Origin of the sequence: Methanosphaera sp. ISO3-F5, assembly GCF_034480035.2 — an archaeon.
In the GTDB taxonomy this organism is placed as follows: domain Archaea; phylum Methanobacteriota; class Methanobacteria; order Methanobacteriales; family Methanobacteriaceae; genus Methanosphaera.
Genome location: NZ_CP118753.2, coordinates 66501 through 86093 on the forward strand (window position 1 = coordinate 66501; position 19593 = coordinate 86093).

Genomic DNA, 19593 nt, shown 5'->3' on the forward strand with positions numbered 1-19593 from the left:
CAGTATAATGCTTATTTGTATTCTATTTTTTCTATTATTTTTTTACAAATGTAATCCCAATTGAATTTATCATATACAATTTTTTGTATCATAACTGGGTCTTGTTTTATTGAATTCCAATTGTTTATGCTTTCTTTTATGGTTTTTCTTAGTTTTTCAACGTCATGTTCTATGAGTACACCGTACTCTGTCTGTTCTAGTATATCTGGTGATCCACCTACTTTTGTCGATATAATATAGTTTCCATGATATGCTGCTTCTAGTGTGGATATTCCAAAACTTTCTTTTCTTGAGCTACAACAGTATATGCTACTTTTAGCATATTCTTCAGATAATATATTTTTGTCACTGATATATCCCTTGAATATTACCTTGTCTTTTAGGTGTGGATTTTCTAGGAAGTAATTGTCAATAAATTCCTTCATATCATCCAGTATCTCTCCTACTAGTACAACTTTCCATTCCCTTAAATCAATATCTTTAACAGCATTTAACAGCATGTCTATGGATTTGTTCTTTTTTTCAATGTATCCTACATATAATATTACCGGTTCCTTGTTTGTCACGTTTTTGTCTGTTTTTTGGATACCATTTGGAAGGTAGAGTAGTTTATCTTTGGATACGAGATTACTGTCCATTAATAATTCATAGTTTCTCTTTGTTTCAATGCTGATGATGTCAATAAACTTGAACAATATTTTCACGTATAATCGCCTAATGGAAGGAAGTATTCCTCTTCGTTTAATTAGAAAATCAATGAATTCATTGTTCGCATCTAATTTTAGGTAAATTTTTCCACTCGGATTATATAGTTTATAGTAAAATATGTATGATGGTAGTATATTATATCTTAAGTGGTACAGTTGTAGGATGTCAATCTTTTTTGCATGTGTTTTAATGTATTTTTCAACGTCTTTTTTCTCGTTGTCCGTTTTTTCAAGGCATTCTATGTTAAAATTTTCTGATTTGAGGATTGTGTCAAGGTAACTGTATTCTTCGTTGTCATATGTTATAATCTTACTTTCATATTCCTTTGATAATGTGTAGGGTATCATTCCAACATCTTTTGTTAAGATGTAATTGTATAATCCTGGGAATATGCAGGTGAAGTTTTTCAATTTATTCTACTCCTTATAGCAATAAATTTCGACTTGATTTTTTATTTTATGTGTTAATTGTTTTTCATCTAATAATATTGGTGTTTTCAGGTCTTCTAGTAGTTCATATTCAGTGTCGATTATTTCTTCGACTCGGTATAGGAACCAGCTGGTGGTTTCATCCTTATTTTTTTTATTGAATAAGGGGTAATCAAATCCTTCCGTGTTGTAACCGTTTTTTCCACTGTATTCTATTGTCATATCATCATCGTTGTGCATGATTATTTCTGCGGTATGGATTCCATGATTTTCTTTAAGATCTTCAAATCTATAATGAAATTTATCGTATGTTGTCATTGTAATCACTAAAAATTTTTTTTCGTTAATAATAATTATTTAATAATATATAAATAACATTATTTAAGGTGGTAGTATGATTGAAGATTTTTTATCACAACTTGATTCTAAACAAAAGTTTGACCTTGTAAAATATGTTTCAATATTCGCTGGAGGAGTATTGGTTGGCTATTCTGTTAAGAAAATTTTAGATTCCTATGATTTTGATGCTGTCAGGGATAATGCCGTTGGCATGGTTGAAGACTATGTTAATCCTAAGATACGGGATGATAGTGTTGATGTGGAATTGGTTGATGAAGAACATAATGATGAATGAATAATGGGGTTTTAAAATTCAGGATAAAATATCTGTTGTATTGTTGAATTGGAATGGCTGGGAGGATAGCATTGAATGCTTAAACTCATTAAAAATGGTGGATTATCCATGTTTTGAGGTTTTATTAGTGGATAACTATTCAAATGATGATTCAGTTAGTTGTATTAAGAATTATCTTGATGGTGATGATTTTTATTCATATGATCTTGTTCAAAAGGATGATTTAAAGGGTTTTGTTAAGAATGCTGGTTCTAACCTGGTGTTTATCTTAAATGATGAGAATGCAGGATTTGCAGGTGGAAATAATGTTGCATTAAATTATGTTATTGATAATTATTCATCGGGTTATGTGATGCTACTGAATAATGATACTGTCATAACTGCTGATTTGTTCACTGCTTTGGTGGATAAGTTCAATGAATCAGATGATACTGGTTTTGTTGGTGCTAACCATTATTATTATCATGATCGTGGTAGGTTACAAACCCTTGGTGGTGGGATAATAGATCTGGTTCATGGTGAATGTATGGCTGTTCTTGATAGGAATGTCCGTGATGTTTATGATTTTTTGACTGGTTCCTGTATTTTCATGTCGTGTGATGTTTTACGTGATGTTGGACCTATTTTTGAGGATTATTTCATGTATTGGGAGGATGTTGATTGGTGTACTGTTGCACGCAAAAAAGGTTACAAATTAAAAATTTCAGATACTGGATGCATATATCATAAGGAAGGAGCATCAATTCAATCACTATCTAGAATATACTATCATACACGTAACAGAATTTTATACATGAAACGAAATACTACTGGTTTAATGTACTATAAATTCATGATTTACATAGTACTGTATGTGATGAAGGAATCAGTAACAAACATCACCAACAACAAACAATATTCCCTCACACTACTAAAAGGACTAAAAGACGCACTATATAAAATTATATAATAAAACCAAGAAATATTAACATAACAGTTGAGAGGTAAGTAAATTGAATAAAAAACAATTAAAAATAGCAGTATTCCATAATCTCCCATCAGGTGGGGCAAAACGCTCACTATACACATACATACAATATTTAACACAACAAGGACACATAGTTGATGTATTCATACCAGAAACAGCCAACGAAGAATACCTGCCACTAGAAAACGTAGCAAACAACGTCATAAAATACGAAGTAAAACCAAGCTTCATAAGAGAAAAAATATACCAAATATTCAGCTACGTACCAGCAATAATCAAACAAGTATCAGTAAACAACGTAATGAAAACAGAACAAAAAATAGCAGAAGACCTAAACAACTCAAGCTACGACATAGTATACTGCGAACAAGACCAGTACACAATGACACCAGTAATATTCAAATACCTAAAAAAACCATCAATATACTACTGCGCTCAACCAATCAGAAACGAACAAATACTAAAAAAAGTAAACAACCAAAAAACAAAAGCAGGAATATTCAACCACCCACTCATCAAACCATTCGCACAAATGTTCATAGACCAAATAGAAACAAGAGACTATGAAAGAGACATAGAATTCGCAGAATACTCCACAAACATACTCACAAACTCCTACTTCACACACGAAAACATACTAAGACAATACGGAAAAAACTCAAGAGTATCCTACATAGGAGTAGACAACCAAATGTTCACACCACTAAATCTAGAAAGAGACAATTACGTACTCTCAGTAGGAACATGCATACCACCAAAAGGATACGATTTCCTAATAAGATCAATAGCAAACATACCACAAAAAATAAGACCAGAACTAGTAATAGTAGGAAACAGTAGTGACCAACTATGGATAGAATACCTGAAAACACTAGCAAAAGAAAACAAAGTAGAACTAGACATACTGACCCAAATATCAGATGATGACCTAATAAGACTATACAACAAAGCAAAACTAGTAGTATATGCACCATACCTAGAACCATTCGGATATGTTCCACTAGAAGCAATGGCCTGTGGAACACCAGTAGTAGGAGTAAAAGAAGGAGGACTAAGAGAATCAATACTACACAACAAAACAGGCTTACTAACACAAAGAAACGAAAAAGACTTTGCAAATGCAATAATTAAACTACTGGAAGACCAAGAATTATGGAATAAATTCTCAGCAAACGGAGTAAAATACATAGAATCAGCATGGACACTAGAAAAAGCCGGAAAAAGACTATTAAACAACATGTACAAAATAATAGAAGAAAACAAGTGATAATTATGGAAAAACCACTAGTATCAATCATACTACTAAACTGGAACGGCTATGAAGACACACTCGAAGCACTAGAATCACTCTACAACATAAACTATCCCAACTATAACGTAATAGTTGCAGATAACAACTCAACCAATGATTCAATAGAAAAAATAAAACAATACACCCAAGGAAAAATCAAAGTAGAAACAAAATACACAAAATACCAAAACAACAAACCAATACAACTAACAATAACCAACGAAGGAGAATACCCAGAAAACATAGACAACACAACAACACCCCAAGAAAAAAAATTACTACTAATAAAAAACAAGAAAAACTATGGCTTCGCAAAAGGAAACAACATAGCTATAGAATACACTATAAAACATGACAACCCAGAATACATACTACTATTAAACAATGACACCATAGTAGACCCAGATTTCCTCACCAAAATGATAAATGTAGCATTAACTGATGATAAAATAGGAATAATCGGACCCAAATTCTATTATTATGACTTCGAAGGAAACCATGAAACAATATGGTGCATAGGAAGTGTAGTAGACTTAGAACATTTCCCAGGTCACCACAGTATAATGGAAGAACCAAGCTATGACCTAACACAAAAAGTAATCGAATGTGACTGGGTATCCGGAGCAGGACTACTCATCAAAACAGAAGCAATGCCCTCAGATTATTTATCAACAGAATTCTTCTTCGGATGTGAAGATGTGGACCTAGCAATTCAAGTAAAACAAAAAGGATACAAAGTAATAACAGTAACAGACTCCATAATATGGCATAAAGTAGGAATGAGCAGACATAAAAGTTCAACACTAAAAACAGAATATAATCACATATCAACCAACCTAAAATTCATAAAAAAACATAAAAAAAACTACTACCTACACCTACCAAAATACCTCATACAAATAACAAAACTATACCTCACAGCAATAATCAAAAAAATATAACATGAGTACTTGACAAAATTATTTCTGATAGAAAAAAAAGTATTACTCTCAAAGGAATAATTCTCTTTTTTATCTTATAAAAATAATATGATTGTCTTTGTTCAAATCAAACTAACAAATATTTTACAAAAATAATTTATGATTTAATCATAATTTTTTTTTGAGTAATTTATTTTAAGAGGGTTTGATTTTACTTGGAGCGTACTGTATTGGTAATGTGCTACTTTTTTTACATTTAAATGCTAATCCTGGTTTTTTAGAAATTTCCCGTCCATTATAAATGGAGTCTCTTCAGTTGTAACAACTGTTTCCATAATTATTAACACCCAGATTAATACCCATAACCTTATCTTTATCCCAACTGACTGGTTCTTTTTCTGCTTGATAGGTGAAATTTGCCTTAAACATCCTACCATTATCTATAGGTATAAATTTCACTTGAATAATCTTTTTATCTCTTATATCTTCTGGAATTGTTGATAACTACTACAAAAAATTATTAAATAATTATTAAAATAAACAAAAAAAATATTAAATAAAAAAAATAGTATTACAAAAAGACAAAAAAAGATATTTTTATCAAGTACTCAATAAATTATAAATAATACTTTTTATCAAAAATTAAGTAATAATCTTTTAATTATTAAGATTATTGGAGTTGTAATTATTAAAAAAATATTAATATTTATTTTACTTTCTGTCATGTTCATAACATTTTCAGCTGTATCTGCAGAAAACATCACAGATACTTCAAATGTTAATATGAATGATGATATCTCTGAAGAAAGTGATATCAGTCATGTGACGGATGTAAAAAAGAAAGAAACAAATAACATTACAAAGACTAGTGCATCAACTAGTAAAATATCTTCAAAAATATCAGTTGATTCACAATCTGTAAAATATGATACAACAACCAAATTCAAGGCCCAAATAACAGATTCCTACGGAAATAATATAGACGAAGGAAAAGCGGTCTTTAAAATAAATGGGAATACTATTGGTAATGCAAATGTAAACAATGGAGTTGCTACATTAACATTCAAATTAAGTGATATGACTCCAAAAAAATACACATTAACAGTAAAATATGGAGAAAATTCAAAATACTATGGAAGTTCAGCTACTACAACATTAACATTACTAAAACATAATAGTAAAATAGTATTAAATAACGAATCAGTAATTACAAGAGATACAGTTAAATTAACTGGAAAAGTTATTGATGCTGATACGGGAAGTGTAGCTAAAAGTGGAAAAGTAGCATTTAAGATTAATGGAAAAACAGCAGGTTATGCTACTGTTTCAAATGGAATAGTTTCTCTAACATACCATGCAACAAAACTCTCGGCAAAAACATACAAATTAACAGCATCATATGGAGGTAACAGTTTCTTAAATTCGGATCGTTCCGAGACAAGTTACCTAAAGGTTTCAGCAATACCTACTCGTATGAGTGTTAATAAGGTATCAGGTTACTCTGACTCAGTAGTTCTTAAGGCAACCGTGGTAGAAAAAAGCACTTCCGAATATCTTCCTTCAGGAGTGGTTGTGTTTAAGATAAATGGGAAAACATTAGGAAATTCAACAATAACCAATGGTAAAACTTCATTTACTTATGAAACTACTCATTTAGCAAGAGGTACATATACTATTACAGCAATACTAAAACCAACATCAACCTATGCTTCATCTAGTGCTGAAAATGAGTTAACAATAAATGCGGAGGAATATTTCACATTTAAACAAATAAAATCTGCTGCAATAACAGTTAGAACACAGTTTGAAGCAAATAAAAATGTTGACACAGTTTATATTAGTAAATCCAGAATAGCATTGTCTGAATTTTTAGCATTAATGATTAAAACTACTGAAAATCTTTATTACACTGGGTCATCAAATAAAGTTGCATATGAACATTTCAAATCTCTAAATACGCAGTCAGATTCAGTTAGTAAAGGAGTTTATTATATTGATGAAATTATAGACATGGGTGAAAGAACCTACAATTTCATGCAAAAAAATAATAGGCCACCCAAATATACTTCATCCGTATTTGGAAATATAGGCTTCTTTAACCTAGTGTACACTTATACTAGGGTATTGGATGCATCTACATCAGATTACCTTGTGGATACCTGTAGAGTATATAATTGGAATGCTATTCATCCAAGTAATCCTAAAGTAAGAACAATATACATAACTAGTGATGTTGTTTATAATAAAAATAAGGATTATGCTTATATGAATAAGCTCAAATCAAAACTAGAATCATACGGGTATACTGTTAAAATAGGAGGTTATGGTCCTAATTCACATGTTGAAGATATTTGGTATGGATCCTTACCTGATAACGCTGTTCAGGTATCTATTTTCAGTGGAGCAGATGCTGGAGTAATTTATGATATAAGTACTAGAAGTTTCATGAAATCAAAAGAAAGCAGACTAATGTTTTTAGTTTATTATTCTGCTACTAGTGTCGATATAACAGGTATGAAATTCTTAAAAAGAGCACATGATGATAATTATTCACCAAGTAGTTTCACTGGACTTGCTAATCCGGATATTTATTTAAAAAATCATGGATATGATTATGCATACACAACTAGTGTGGATACAATTGCAAAAAGTGTTATAAATTACATTTCCTAAAATTATTTTTTTTTTTAATTATTTTTAACTTTTTTCACGGCATCATTGAACGAGTCAACCATATTACAGTACTGAAATTCTTTTTCTATAATTTCCTTAGACTTTAAACTCATTTTATTTCTAAGGGTATCATTACTTAAAATTTTATTCATAGCATAAGTTAATGCTGGACTGTCCTTTTCATTAACTATAATTCCATTATCTTTCACCATATCTGGAGCAGCTCCAACCATATTGGTAGCTATAATTGGATTATAATAATACATTGCCTCGTTTAACACAAACACCCATGGGTCACCCATACCCTTGTTTATTGAAGGAATAACAACTAAATTACTTTCATTATAATATTCTTCTAGTTTATCATTATTTATTTTACCAGTAAATGTAACATTTTCTATGGATTCTTTCTGTACCTGTTTTTTCAGGTTTTCTTCCTCTGGACCAGAACCAACTATGATTAATTCAATATTTTCCAGTTCCAAATTATTATAAGCATCCAGTAAATAATTCACACCTTTACGTTCTATTAAACGACCCACATATAATATTTTCAGGGTAGAATGTTCTTTTTTTGATAAATCAGCGTTACCATGAATATTACTAACATTTGGCATAATATGTATTTTTTCTTCTGGAACATTTAATGCATTGTTAAAGTATTCTTTGTGAAGACTTCCGGGTACTAGTATTGCATTTGCATGTTTGCATAAAAATTTAATAATCACATTAAGAATTTTTTCTTTAGTAGTGTTTTCCTTTTCCCAGTCCCAGTCTTCACGCCAGATAATGAATGGTTCTCTTTTAATCTTCGTAATAATAAATAAGAATATTGTTTCAACGAGTTCCTGTGGAGTATCCCAGCTTCCACCAATAGTCACATCATATCTGTGAAGAGCTTTGCTTATTAATCCTCTTGCAAAACCGTGAATATTCTGAAGTATGCTGTAATTTACTCCTTCAAGACCCTTAATATTATTTTCAACATTCTTATCGTAAGTGTCTCTTATCACATCCATGTGTGTGAAAACTAAGCTTAAATCATTATTTTCGGATATTTTCTTAAAGAAAGGTAGTCTGTACCACATAGCAGTGTTATGAGTGAATAATATCTTAGTTTTCATTTTTTTCACCATGAATGAGTCATTCTTCTATAAATTTGTGAATCTCCATTATCATATATTTTACTTGATTTACTTATAGCTTCATCTAATGGAATATATTCTCCATTTCCATATAAAAATGAAGTATGCTCTATATTATTTGATCTTAGGAACAAATAACTTCCGGGCTCCATGTCCGACATATTCTTTGGATTAGTTGTATGCATATCATTCAGCCAATACAATAAAATATTACTGAAAGCATCACTAAATAATGTGTTGTTCTCATTATTACTATAATACTGGTTAAACCATGCAACACCAGCATATTCTCCCTGACTGAAGATTGGAGCATCAATCGTATTATCTATAGGTAGGGTGGAACTTTGTCCAACCTCATAGTCAATAAGGCCCGTGTTAAGAATAAAGAAAAATACTAAAAAGATACCAATTACCTTCATAGTTATTCCAATACGGGTTCTAAGCGCTGTTGTTTTAATCAGGTCTAATGCGGAATTACTTATATAATATAATCCAATTATACAAAATGGAGCTAAAACAACAAATGTTACCTCATAAATTCTCTGTAAACTTAACTGACCTCTAAATGCAGGTATAAACAATCCACATGCTAATATTATCATATTAAAGAATGCAAACGCATTATATTCTCTGGTAAAGTGTAAATATTTTGGTTGCAGGATATTCATCACAAAACCAACCAATATGAAATACACAGACAAGAGAATAACTCTATGAGCATTAATACTGACAATATTCATAAACTTGAAAGGCCACCAGATATGCAGGAACGCAAGTATGGTGATTCCAACAATTATTGCCTCTTTACGTCGTAAACTCATCTGCTCTATTTTTGTTATCTGCTCCTTTATGAATGGATGAGCTTTAACGTCCTCCGGATTAATATCATTTGAAATCCTATAAAATATTTTATAACCTACAATAATGGCTATTAAAACAACACCTAACCCTGCAAGTATTAGCATAGGATTAATGCTGCCACTGGTAACTATCATGTTAACATTTTTTGAAACAATCTTCAAAGCATCAAACAATGAAGCAATAGGTTTACTGTCAGCAGTTAAGGAATAATAGACAACAATAAATCCTATGAAGAACAACGATAAAGGAAGACTAATGGTCTGATCCTCTACTTTAAAGTATTCTCCGAAGTATTTCTGTTTAGCACCAAACTTTAAGAGAATTGTGTTTAATATGTTACCAAAACGACTGGATATTATTGTTAATGTCAGTATAGTAGCAAGTAGCATGAACATGAAAAGGTATGTTACACTGTAATGGGATAATATTAATCCTACACCAAATAATAAATACAATATTTTTCTCTTATTCTGTGGGATACGTCTATCTATCATCAGCCATACTAAGAGTACAAGAAATATTTCAGCAATCTGCTGTCTTGCCATCTGAACCATCCATCCATATGAAAAACCATTATAAGCAATAAAGAAAAATGCTGCAAGAAATGCTATTTTTCCTCCAGTACGTTTTTCAAAGATCTTATATAATCCAATACTTATTAATGAAAACAGGAATGGATAAATAAACTTTAAAATCCAGGTCAAAGTCATACCAGATAATTTATTGTATATTGGTGCATACATAACAACACTTAACATTGCATTATATGCATGAGGCCAAGTATAATCCCAAATACCATTCTTAATAACATATGTGGCAAACTGATACTCAAAGAATATATCATAACCCCATATATGATTAGATATCAGAACACTATAATACAATAATGATATTGCAATACTGAAAATGGCAATATGGAAATAATTCTTCTTCAAATATCCCCAAGCCATAGCCAACACCAGTATACATATCAACAATAATAACAGTATTTGAATCTCATTCCTACCATCATACTGTAACGTATAAGCACCAATAATAGCAATTAAAGGTAAAATACATAGACAAAGGAACTGGTTAGAAGTTAATAGCTCAAAATTTAATTTTGAACTGCTATGATGGAAATAAGTCTTATCCTGTTTATAAGCAACCACCAATAGAAGCATGTTATAAATTGTGAATGTTACCAATAAGGGGATAGTTTCAATAGGATGTGCAATACCAACGAGTGGATATACCTGATTCATAAACAATCCAATTACAAGCACGGAAAGAATACTCAAACCCACACTAAGTAATGTGGTGAAAGTATTTCCAAGTTTATGAATCTTCATTATCCTCAGTATAAGAACTCCTGGAACTAAGCTAAGGTATAATAATGTGATAATATCATTAAATATAGGTATATGCATTTCATTAAATGAAAAATATCCTACAACCCACATTAAAACTTGTATTAGCAGAATAACTATTGCAAATTCTTTAAATTTCCAATCGTTCATCGTAAAAATATTTCTAAATTCCATCATTATTCACTGCTCTACTAATTGATCATATTCTCTGATAATCTGGCTAATCATAATTTCCATAGAATCGGAAGGTAAACTATCAAATGCATTACATTCCAATGTTTTTAATAATTCTTTGTCATTTATTACTTTTACAAGTTTCTCTTTCAAACTATCAGAATTGCCTGATTCAAACAGAAAACCATTATAACCTTCAGTGATTAATTCAGGAATTCCACCAATACTACTGCCAATAACAGGAGTTCCGGTACTGAAACTTTCATAAATAACTAATGGCGAATTATCATAACATATTGAAGGTATTACAAGAATATTAGTCATCTCATAATACTTCAATATATCACGGTTATCTACAAATCCATGGAAGATAATCCTATCATCAGTGTCACCCATTTTTTTAAACTCTTCTTCATCATAACCCTTACCAATTATATGTAAACGGATATTTTCATTATTTATCTGTTTAAAAGCTGTTATTAATGTATGAACACCCTTATGTTTACCCAGGGTACCGATATAAGTAATATCTATCGTATCATAATTTTTAACAGTCCTGTTAGATTCAAACTCAACACCTAAAGGAATTTTCACACAGTCAGTATTATTAAAGAAATTATTATCCCTAAACGTGTCAATCATAAACTGTGATGGTGAAATAACCAAGTCAACATTATCACTAAGTAATTTTCTCTGAACCCTAACATACTCATTACAGATTACATTCCTATTTTGGCAAAGAGTATTATTTCCCCTAATCAGATTAGCCCTAGGACAAATCAATGAAAAATCATGTGATTCATAAACAACAGGAATATCCAAGTCTTTTCCAGACTTAAAACAAGACAACGACAAACCCTTAAAATTGTTAATATGCACTATATCAATACTTTCCTTTACCAGAATCTCTTTGATAACATTCAATGTCTTATTATTCCATAAGTCAAAAACATGCCATAACGGCTTCTTAACTCCCTGAGGTTCTGTCTGCTTATAAGTAGGATATAATCTAGTGGTATTCAACTGGTAAACAGTAATACCCTCCTCTTTAAGAATATGCATAGAATCGTCGGGGCTGGTTGTTATAACAATAACAGTATGGCCTCGTTTATTCATAGCATTAGCCATTTTTTCAACAACAATCTCGGCCCCTCCAAGAACATTTGGGGGATAAAGATTACTTACAAAGCATATTCTCATAATAATTCCTCATACAATTCATGTATTGACTTTGCAATGCTCTTCCATTCATATTTTTCTTGAACAAGTTGTCTACCCTTTTTACCCATCTGAGCAATTAATTTCTTGTCACTTAAGATTTTTATTATAGCCCCTGTAAGTTTATCAACATCCCTTGGAGGAACTATAATACCACTATCTGTGTTGATAACATCATCAGACACACCTACTATTGTCGTGCTAATAACAGGAGTTTCACAGGACAATGCTTCTAGGACAACAATACCAAAACCCTCCTGTAATGAGGAAATAGAAGGTAAAACAAATAATTCTGATTCTTGATACATTGATATAACTTCTTCATCAGTTAAAAATCCTTTAAATTCAACATTATCCTCCAGACCTAAATCTTTGACCTTATTTTTATAGAACTCTAACAATGATCCCTTACCACCAACAACCAGTTTAACATCAGAAATTACTTTTTTCACTTCAACTAATGCATCAAGAAGATAATCTAATCCTTTATACTTATGAAATTTATCCAAAACACTAAGGAAAAATATCTGATTATCCTTTTTTGCACTTGTTGTTGGAGTAAACAAGGAAGTATCCACACCATTAGGAATTGTAGTTATCTTATCCTTATATTTCTGTAAATGAGGTGACTGAATATAATCATCTTGTGTAATAATAATCTTGTTAGCCCTATTTAACAGTAATTTAAGAGCGGTACTGTTATAAATATTAGCAATAGTGTTTGCAATTCCTTCCCCAATAATATCATTATGATAAGTTACTACAAGAGGTTTATTTTTTATTCTGGAAAATATATTACTCCAATCACTACTCCATGGGGTAGGGACATGCGTGTGGATAATATCAAAATCTTCATTGTATAATACTTTGGGCAGGGATAAAGTAACATTAGTATTAGCTATTTTTCCAGTGTAACCTAATCGTTTAATAACTATGTCATTATACACTTCTTCGGAAACATTTTCTGGTTCATTAGCACATATGACTTTAACATCACAGTTTTCATATTTAACTAGTTCTTTAGAAATATAATACACATACTTTTCAACCCCTCCAATGAACGGGTAAAATCGTACGGGAGTTTGTATAACTTTCAATATTAAAACCTCAAGATAACCTTAATAATAATTATTTATATATCTTTAAAGATTTATGATTTTTTAGCAAAAACACATTTATTATTACAAATATTTAAAATCGAGACTTGGCATAAATTAGTTTCAAGAGAAAAAAAGTAATACTCGAAAAAATATTAACCTTTTTTTTCAAAATGATAACCAGCATTATGTCTTTGTTCAAATCAAATATAACAATACCCTTTTCTTTTATTGTTTATTTTTGAAAATAGTCTTGTATTTTTTTGATTTTCCCTGGGGCAGTCCGTGCCCACTTATACAGTCGTTCCTTGGGGAAGTTCTGCTTACTTTTACGAATGATATTACATGCTGCATTGATATCTGCATTTATTAATATTCCTGTGCTTGTTTTATAGAGTCCTCTTTTTATTCGTTTTCCTTTAAATTTATATTCCTCTTCTTCTTCGTCTGTTTTGTAGGTTGGTAATATGTCGTTGTCTAGGAAACTGCTTTTGCTTGTGTAGGATTCTTCGGTAATAATTAGTTTGATGTCGTATTTTTGGCATTGCGTTTCTAGTTTGTTTATGAATTTTTTGAAAGCAATTTGTGTGAATATTTGATTTTGTTTTTTTCCCATATCTGTTTCGTATTTGAAGTTTTTGTTGTATCCGAGTATTATGGTTCCTATGTCTTGTTTTTTGCATGTTTCTATTATGAATTTGGTTGTATGATCTAGGAAGTTGTTTTGTATTGCTTTAAATTTGGTGTTTATTTTTTGTATTCGTTTGGATGTTTTTAGTCCCTGTTTGTTTAGTATTGATTGATATTGTGCTATTTTTTTGCATTTGAAGGCTATTTGATTTTTTAAAAATCGCCCGCCCACAAGATATGGGGTCCCTTCACTTGTAACAATACTTGCAAAATTATTAACACCCAAATCAATACCCATCATCTTACTTTCATCTAAACCTAGAGACTCTTTTTCCATTTGATATGTGAAATTGGCTTTAAACATTTGTCCATTCTTTAATGGTATAATTTCTACTTGTATAATCTTTTTATCACGTATATTTTCCGGAATTCTAATACGTGGTCTGCAATCTTTGGATTTTAACTCTTTTTTATATTCTCTGCTTAAGGGTAATTCAATGTAACCCTGGGCTAATTTTTTCTTGGAAGAAGTTATTGACTCCCGCGGTATTATAATATTATGTAAACTGTCATCTCTCCGTTTAGGTTTATTTAATGGTCGTTTATATTCATTATCGATGCTTTTATTTGTTAATGCAACATAAGAATTAAAAGATTCAACATGCTTTTTAATAACATTATTTGCTATATGAGCTTGAATAAATGAATAATCTTTACTGAATTCAGTTCTAACTTTAGTGATTATTGATTTGAAATTCAACTGTTTAAAATGTTTATCATCAGCACATTTATCTAATTTAGTAGTTTTTATAGCACAATTTCGTAAATCATTTAATTTCAATGAAATATCCACTAAAACATTGAATTGTTTCTTAGAAAGACCTCTAATAAGAGTACTTTGAGTTAAATATATACAATTTTCATCTATCATAATAATTAATACTGCTTATTTCACTCCATTAACTTTAAAAAACGAAAATCAAGAAAAGAATTTCATAAATAACAATTCTATGACTCGATAATATAAATTATAGAATAAAAGCTATATAAGTTTAATCCAAGAGCAGCTGGTAAGTAATCAAGGGGGTCTTGGTAAGTAATATTTAACAATATTATATATACATAAGTAACAATCATACCAAAAAAAAGTTTCATCCACATAAAAAAGTATTACAAAAACGAATTTATGCCAACACTCAAATCTAAAAAAAAGATGGGAGAATTGTTATTTCTTAATGGAATAATAATATTTTTCGGTTAATGAAGCTATATGATTCCAATCATATTCTTTCGCATAGTTTCTGCATAACTTTCTTTGCTGGTTACTAACACCATCATCAATAATCCTGCAGATTAAATTAGCAAGTTCTTCCGGATTATCATCAACCAACCAACCATTATCTTCTCTTATAAGATCCTTAGCAGCATTCATAGGATAATCAAGAGTTATCACTGGAACACCACAAGCGTTTGCTTCAATAACAATAATACCAAAACCTTCACGTTTGGAAGGCAGAATTAAAGCACTTGAACTTTTAATCTTACTATACAATTCATCCTGTTTTTCACAAAAATCTTCAAAAATGACATTATTCTCAATATTTAAATCAGCCGTTAGCTGCTTAAGATATGCTTCTGATGGACCATTACCTATAACTTTACATTTAACTCGCGGATGTACCGAAACAACCTTTGAAATAGCATTAATAATTAGATCCACATGCTTTTCAGGAATTAATCGTCCAGCAAATATAACATCAGAATACTCCCGGTGAGGGTTTATAAAGGTTATTTCATTAGTATCCACACCATTAGATATAATAGTGGCGTTATCAGGAGTTTTGTTCTTAAGCATATTTTCATAAGTTAATTGTGAAACACATATTATATTTTTTGTTAAATGAAAAATTCCTTTTTCTATAATTTTTCCGAATAAGCCTAATTTTCCAAGATATTCATACCAATAATCATTCCATACCTCATGTACAGTAATAACCAGATTTTTCCGGTTTTTTAATTTACTGGTATAACATGAAAAATAAGGGAAACCTTGACAATCAACAATGTCAAAATCATTTAATTCAGCATTAGTCAAAATACATCTGGCAAAGTATAATGCTTCTCTAATAGAACGAGTATTATTTTCTGTATATAAATCCATTGGTTTACCCACACTATGATAGGTAATGCCATTATATTGTATTATTTCTTTAGAAGAATAGTGTTCTGCTTCCATCCAGTAACCTAAAGAAAAAATATGAACATCATGACCTCTATTAACTAATCTGGTTGCAATCTCGTATATTCTTCTTTCGGCTCCTCCAGTAATCCAAGGAAATGCAGTATCATAAATAAACGCAATTTTCATAATAACATTCTCCTAAAAAAACAAAAAATTGGGATATTTAGTTAAATTTACGAGTTAACATATATTTAATATGTCTCCAACCATCATCAAAGGAACTGAGCTTAGCTTCTCCACCACCACGTTTTCTATATGAAATAGGCACTTCTTTTATACGTAAATTTTTCTCTGATGCTTCAATAACCATTTCAATAGCATATTCCATTCCAGGAGCAGTTAATTCCATTTTGTCATATGCTTCACGCGTAAATGCTCTCATACCACAGTGAGTATCAGAATAATGTGAATGGAACAATATGTTTAACATCTTAGTTAACATAGGATTACCTATATACTGGTGCAGTGCAGGCATAGCACCTTCCTCAATAGTTCCATCAAAACGTGAACCTATAACGAAGTCACAACCATCCTCTATTATCATATTAATAAAACGCATTGACTGTTCTAATGGATATGTTCCATCAGCATCACCCATAACTAAAATATCACCAGTAGCCTCTTTAAAGCCACGTTTATAAGCATTTCCATATCCTCTATTCATTTCTAAAAAAACAGTAGCACCAGCTTCTCTAGCTTCTTGTTCAGTATTGTCTGTGGAATTATTATTTATTACTATAATCTCCACTTCATATCCTGCTTCTTCAATATCTTCAACAGGAATACTTTTAATAGTTTTTCCTACTATCCCTTCTTCATTTAATGCCGGAATAACAAATGAAACTTTCATTTTTTAACAAATCCCTATTTTATGTATATACAATTAATTTTTAATCTAATAATTATTTTTGTCAATAATGAAATAAATATTTCAGGTACTAACCTTTTCAATTATTTTTTCCATTTTATGCATGGAACGTTCCCATGAATAATTCTTTTCAACAAATCTTCTAGCCTCGAGACCAATCTTTTCTGATAAATCTTTATTATAACTTAATTCTAGGATAGCATCTGCAAAACCAGTAGGATCATCACATAATATGAATTCTTTATAGTTTTCTGCATCAATACCATTTATTCCTATACTAGTAGAAACTACTGGTAAATTCATACTCATTGCTTCCAATATCTTATTTTTTATTCCAGTACCCGATATCATTGGAGTAACAAATATTGTTCCGGGACATAAATAGGTTCTAACATCTTCAACAGAACCAGTTACAGTTATATTACTGTCATTACCAACTTTTTCTATATAACTTGATGGGTTACGTCCAACAATCCAAAATGGTATTTGTTTTTTACTCAACACCTTTGGATAAATTTCCTCGATAAAGTATTTTACAGCATCATTATTAGGCGGTGTACTCATATCTCCTAAGAAAACAATGTGGGGGTCAGTTTTTTCGTTATTATTCCTAAAAAACTCAGTATCCACACCATTTGGAATAACTTCCAAATTAGTGTCAATATCCTTTTCAAGAATTTGTTTATCTTTCTTATTTACTAATATGCATGAATCAAATTTATTGTATGTTTGTTCATATCTATGAATTTTAAGATAGTTCAGGTACCAATATGTTTTTGAAACAAGGGTTTCTGCTTTATTGTACATTTTATAATTGTAGTCACTCACTGCATCGAACGCATAAACTATTTTTGGTTTTTTAATATTTTTCACATAAAATGCCATGGGCATGTCTGTTATGATAAGATCCTTATCATCTAATGATTCTTGGATTAATTTCTTCATTTTAGGATGATAATAATAGTTTAAAAAGCTTCTTGTTTTAATATTATCAAATGATAACATGTTTTTAACAGTATATTTTAGTTGGTTTTTAATATCCAAATATTCTGGGATGAGTAAAGTATCTATATCTGATAAATATTTTTCAAGAAGTTTAACATCGTATTTTTTAGAGTTGAATGAGATTAAATGGATGTCATATTTATTTCCGAGTTGTTTTATAAGATGATATAAGGGTAATGTGGCACCTACAGTCATTGAAGGTATGTCATGACATAACAGTAATATTTTAGTCATCAAATTCACCTTTATTTAATGCTTCTTTGTAGATGGTTAATATTTTATTTGACACAGTTGTCCATTCTAGATTGTTTCGAATGTATTCTTGTCCATTCCTTAATTGTTCATTTACCATTTTTTCATCAGTTAAACTGTGTATGATTTCATTTTTCAGTGACTCGATATTACCATATTCTATTACGGTACCTGCATTGATTTTTTCTATTAGTTCCCCTGATTCTGGTGTTACAATCACGGGCGTATTGGATAATATTGATTCAAAGACGGTTATTGAGACTCCGCCCATGTATTTCACGGGATTAACGAATAATTCTGCATCAATGTATACACTTTTTTTGTCTTTTTCATCAATAAAATCTGTGAATATGACTTTGTCTTCAATATTGTATGTTTTTATTAGATTATCTAATTCTTTCTTGTATTCTGTAATCTTACCTGCAATGACTAGTTTGTATTCTGAGAATTCTTGTGGAAGTAAACTGAATGCTTCTATGAGGTGGTTTATTCCTTTGAGTTTATCCATTCTTCCGAGGTATAGTATGTACGGTGAGGATATATTGATTTTTTTCTTGAAAGTTCCCTGTTTGGGTAATTTATCGTATTCTTCGATGTTCATTCCGTTATATATTACTTGAACGTCTCTAGCTTTCATAAGTTTATCGTAATATGCTTCTTCATTAGATACTGCGATTGTTGTTGTAGCATTTTGCATAATTCTGTTACCGTATATGAAGTCGTATATATTCTTTATGAATGATTTGTTTACATGCTTTGGAGTGGATGCATGTGGTTGTAATATATAGGGGATACCATATTTCTTAGCATATCCTATAATCACATTGTTTTGGTATGATCTAAGTTCATGTAAATGGATGATATCATAGTTTCTTATGTTTTCCTCAAGCCATTCTTTTATTTTAGGAGAGTAAATGAATAATGCTAAATTGAATTTATGCTCAATAGGAACAAGAGTCAAATTAGGTATACTATCAGTATCCTCCTTATCAAAATCAAAAGTAGTAGTTAATATAGTAACATCATGACCCATTTTACAAAATTGTTTAGAAATATTGTAACAAACATTCACATCTCCTCCCCTAGAAAATGCAAAATAAGGTATAACCTGTAATATTTTCATAATCATCA

At 30.5% G+C, this 19593-nt stretch carries 17 protein-coding genes; 5 read left to right on the top strand and 12 right to left on the bottom strand.

Annotated features, from left to right (window positions below; translation table 11 throughout):
• Positions 1-11: 11 nt before the first annotated feature.
• Together PXD04_RS12040 and PXD04_RS12045 are read right to left on the bottom strand one after the other, a co-directional pair.
• Positions 12-1118, bottom strand: a complete 1107-nt coding sequence (locus tag PXD04_RS12040; protein ID WP_323737126.1) for a glycosyltransferase family 4 protein — start codon at positions 1116-1118, stop codon at positions 12-14.
• 6 nt (positions 1119-1124) lie between these two features.
• Complete coding sequence (locus PXD04_RS12045) at positions 1125-1454, bottom strand: hypothetical protein (RefSeq protein ID WP_323737127.1); 330 nt, start codon at positions 1452-1454, stop codon at positions 1125-1127.
• Positions 1455-1530: 76 nt separating this feature from the next.
• Between PXD04_RS12045 and PXD04_RS12050 the strand changes: the two genes are divergently transcribed.
• The 4 genes from PXD04_RS12050 to PXD04_RS12065 are packed head-to-tail and all read left to right on the top strand — an operon-like array spanning position 1531 to position 4969.
• Complete coding sequence (locus PXD04_RS12050) at positions 1531-1770, top strand: hypothetical protein (protein ID WP_323737128.1); 240 nt, start codon at positions 1531-1533, stop codon at positions 1768-1770.
• 43 nt (positions 1771-1813) lie between these two features.
• Positions 1814-2719: a glycosyltransferase family 2 protein gene (locus tag PXD04_RS12055; protein WP_409988264.1), complete on the top strand. Its 906-nt coding sequence runs from the start codon at positions 1814-1816 to the stop codon at positions 2717-2719.
• A 43-nt stretch (positions 2720-2762) separates the two neighbouring features.
• A complete protein-coding gene (locus PXD04_RS12060) occupies positions 2763-4004 on the top strand; it encodes a glycosyltransferase family 4 protein (RefSeq protein ID WP_323737129.1) in 1242 nt (413 codons plus the stop codon).
• A 5-nt stretch (positions 4005-4009) separates the two neighbouring features.
• On the top strand, positions 4010-4969 hold the full coding sequence (locus PXD04_RS12065) for a glycosyltransferase family 2 protein (protein ID WP_323737130.1): 960 nt from the start codon (positions 4010-4012) through the stop codon (positions 4967-4969).
• Positions 4970-5260: 291 nt separating this feature from the next.
• Here PXD04_RS12065 and PXD04_RS12070 read toward each other — a convergent pair whose 3' ends face one another.
• Positions 5261-5407, bottom strand: coding sequence for a hypothetical protein (locus PXD04_RS12070; RefSeq protein WP_323737131.1), 147 nt, complete (start codon positions 5405-5407; stop codon positions 5261-5263).
• Between the two features lie 264 nt (positions 5408-5671).
• Here PXD04_RS12070 and PXD04_RS12075 point away from each other — a divergent pair, with 264 nt between their 5' ends.
• Entirely contained in the window at positions 5672-7621 is a 1950-nt protein-coding gene (locus tag PXD04_RS12075; RefSeq protein WP_323737132.1) for an Ig-like domain-containing protein, read from the top strand.
• A gap of 14 nt (positions 7622-7635) precedes the next feature.
• Here the strand turns inward: PXD04_RS12075 and PXD04_RS12080 are convergent, their stop codons facing one another.
• From PXD04_RS12080 to PXD04_RS12120, 9 genes are all read right to left on the bottom strand, one after another.
• A complete protein-coding gene (locus PXD04_RS12080) occupies positions 7636-8745 on the bottom strand; it encodes a glycosyltransferase family 4 protein (protein WP_323737133.1) in 1110 nt (369 codons plus the stop codon).
• Between the two features lie 5 nt (positions 8746-8750).
• Positions 8751-11153 carry a DUF2206 domain-containing protein gene (locus tag PXD04_RS12085; protein WP_323737134.1) on the bottom strand — a complete coding sequence of 801 codons (2403 nt, stop codon included), beginning with the start codon at positions 11151-11153 and terminating at the stop codon, positions 8751-8753.
• A 3-nt stretch (positions 11154-11156) separates the two neighbouring features.
• A complete protein-coding gene (locus PXD04_RS12090; RefSeq protein WP_323737135.1) occupies positions 11157-12350 on the bottom strand; it encodes a glycosyltransferase family 4 protein in 1194 nt (397 codons plus the stop codon).
• Positions 12347-13465 carry a glycosyltransferase family 4 protein gene (locus PXD04_RS12095; protein WP_323737136.1) on the bottom strand — a complete coding sequence of 373 codons (1119 nt, stop codon included), beginning with the start codon at positions 13463-13465 and terminating at the stop codon, positions 12347-12349. Before PXD04_RS12095 ends, PXD04_RS12090 begins: the two co-directional genes overlap by 4 nt.
• A gap of 235 nt (positions 13466-13700) precedes the next feature.
• Positions 13701-15026, bottom strand: coding sequence for a transposase (locus PXD04_RS12100; RefSeq protein WP_323737137.1), 1326 nt, complete (start codon positions 15024-15026; stop codon positions 13701-13703).
• A gap of 294 nt (positions 15027-15320) precedes the next feature.
• Positions 15321-16463: a glycosyltransferase family 4 protein gene (locus PXD04_RS12105; RefSeq protein WP_323737138.1), complete on the bottom strand. Its 1143-nt coding sequence runs from the start codon at positions 16461-16463 to the stop codon at positions 15321-15323.
• A gap of 37 nt (positions 16464-16500) precedes the next feature.
• Complete coding sequence (locus PXD04_RS12110) at positions 16501-17187, bottom strand: glycosyltransferase family 2 protein (protein WP_323737139.1); 687 nt, start codon at positions 17185-17187, stop codon at positions 16501-16503.
• Between the two features lie 81 nt (positions 17188-17268).
• Positions 17269-18444, bottom strand: a complete 1176-nt coding sequence (locus PXD04_RS12115) for a glycosyltransferase family 4 protein (RefSeq protein WP_323737140.1) — start codon at positions 18442-18444, stop codon at positions 17269-17271.
• On the bottom strand, positions 18437-19585 hold the full coding sequence (locus tag PXD04_RS12120; RefSeq protein WP_323737141.1) for a glycosyltransferase family 4 protein: 1149 nt from the start codon (positions 19583-19585) through the stop codon (positions 18437-18439). The genes PXD04_RS12115 and PXD04_RS12120 overlap by 8 nt, the downstream gene beginning before the upstream one ends.
• Positions 19586-19593: the final 8 nt, after the last annotated feature.